Genomic DNA, 1,836 nt, shown 5'->3' with positions numbered 1-1,836 from the left:
CGCCCCATCACAAGGAGAAAACCCATTGACATAAAATTCCAATGCAAATCTGTCCGATGAAACGGGGCAACCCCAGAACCCGCTCGCGCCGCAGGCTGCAATAAAGACGTGCGAGCGACATAGCCCGGACTGGTGTTGTCGGGACTTTCTCGGCAAGCTTCCAAGCGGCGGTGGACACGCCGTGATACATGTACTCATCCCAACCGTCCAAATAAGTGTCGTCGTAGGGCCGACGAACGCGCTCGTTATTGGACAGTGCAAATATCGATGCGAGTCTGCCGTCTTCGCTTAGTGCTTGCCACGGCTCATTTCCTTCGAGGAGGTCGCGCAGAAACTCAAGCCACCTATAAAGTTCTTCGTTTTTGAACAAGGCGTCTGGAAAGCCAAAGAGGTTGGACTTGCCAAGTACCTGGTTGGAAAGGGCGGCTAGTCGAAGCGCTCTTGCATGATTGAGTTCGTTCTTGTTGCCCAGCGCACGCGAAAACAGGCGCTTCGCGATGCTGCCGTGGACACAGAAACGCGCCAATCCGAGGTCAATCAGCGGATCAGCACGTGCCAGAAGGGCCTCCTCAAGCTCCTCATCCCCGCCATGATCATCGAAGACGCGATTAACCTTGGCGCCGCGTTCCTTCAGCCAGTCGTAAACCGCTTGGGGAGGGCTTGCAAGCAACTCGGCCTCAAGGAGGAAGGTTTCAACACTGCGCATGGGTACTTTTCCTATTCTTGATCGACAACTTCGGTTGCAACATCGCGTGGAAAGACAGCAGTAATCAGACGTTGAAAAATGAGGAGTTCGAAAAAATTATCGACTCCCTCAGGAGACTCTGCGTCGTAATGCAGGCGCCCGTCGGTCAGCCAAGTGTGGGTCCAACTTCCCCAAGGCATGATGGATGAGTGTGAGATCCAGTCCATGTCGGACCAGCTCAGACATCCCGGTGGCTTCACAGCGGGCCACTCTGCGGCGAGCAGCTCTCTGTTAAAAGGCAGTCCGAGATCACAGTCATCATCTCGAACTCCGCCCGTCAGCACATCCGCCAGATTCATATCCTTCAGACCATCGACCGCTGTTGCCCGTGACAAGACTTCCGCTGCAAATCGGTCGCACTCACCGTCGTTAATGAATTCGACTTTGGACACCCGTTCGGATTTGAGCCATTCCTGCGTGACGTCCCGGATTACAGCAGTGATGGAGGTCGCTTCGTCTATCTCGGTTCCCGGCGGCTGCTTGTATTCTGCTGCTTCCGCGTCTTGATGGCCTTGATCGTTGCTCACGTGGCTTCTCTCTTTTCCGTTCTCAGACGTTACCGGCTCGTTTCAGTGCTTCAAGAGCCGCAACGCAATCCGGATCGCCGCAATCGGCCATGCACCCCAGGCAATCTCCACCACAGTCAACGCTTAGTGGATCGTCGGCGCCGTCCAGCGGCCGTCCACATATCGCGCAACGGCGGCCGAGCGGTTCACCGATTCTCTGAGCAGGCTCCATCGCTTTTCCTTGGTGTTACGCCCTATTGCTTCGCTTGATATAGCATCCCGGCCTGATCGGCTTCAGGAAGTAGCAACGACAGCCGGAAACACAGCGCGGCGAAATTAATCTCGGCGTCATTCGTCTGGAGATGCCGAAAGGCATGCTCAGCAATCAACGTTACGGCGCGCTGGACTTGCGACGGGTCAAGGCTAGGACAACTTCCAACACTTTCGTAGAGAAACTGGTACACCCCTTCGAACGCTTTCCGTTCCAGCCTCCGTACAACATCGATGAGAGTTATGGTCGCGCCAGGCGAAGCCTGGGAGTGGAGGAAGTCCAATGCGGCGGAAACCATTCATTGGAATCCAGAG

At 55.4% G+C, this 1,836-nt stretch carries 3 protein-coding genes; 1 reads left to right on the top strand and 2 read right to left on the bottom strand.

All coding sequences use genetic code 11. From position 1 onward, the window contains the following. Positions 1-7 precede the first annotated feature (7 nt). Both ACGLHR_RS51600 and ACGLHR_RS51595 read right to left on the bottom strand, forming a co-directional pair. On the bottom strand, positions 8-706 hold the full coding sequence (locus tag ACGLHR_RS51600) for a hypothetical protein (RefSeq protein ID WP_400103850.1): 699 nt from the start codon (positions 704-706) through the stop codon (positions 8-10). An 11-nt stretch (positions 707-717) separates the two neighbouring features. Further along, positions 718-1,272, bottom strand: coding sequence for a hypothetical protein (locus ACGLHR_RS51595; protein ID WP_400103848.1), 555 nt, complete (start codon positions 1,270-1,272; stop codon positions 718-720). A 353-nt stretch (positions 1,273-1,625) separates the two neighbouring features. Between ACGLHR_RS51595 and ACGLHR_RS51590 the strand changes: the two genes are divergently transcribed. Then, a partial coding sequence (locus ACGLHR_RS51590) for a hypothetical protein (RefSeq protein WP_400103846.1) occupies positions 1,626-1,836 on the top strand: 211 nt, incomplete at its 3' end.

It is taken from the genome of Cupriavidus sp. CuC1 (assembly GCF_044627735.1).
GTDB classification, from domain to species: domain Bacteria; phylum Pseudomonadota; class Gammaproteobacteria; order Burkholderiales; family Burkholderiaceae; genus Cupriavidus; species Cupriavidus ulmosensis.
Note: the sequence above shows the minus strand (reverse complement) of the source record. Positions and strands in the feature narration are given on the sequence as shown.

What these genes read in the sequence shown, in the direction of transcription:
- ACGLHR_RS51600 (WP_400103850.1), bottom strand. Translation starts at nt 706, where the DNA reads ATGCGCAGTGTTGAAACCTTCCTCCTTGAGGCCGAGTTGCTTGCAAGC.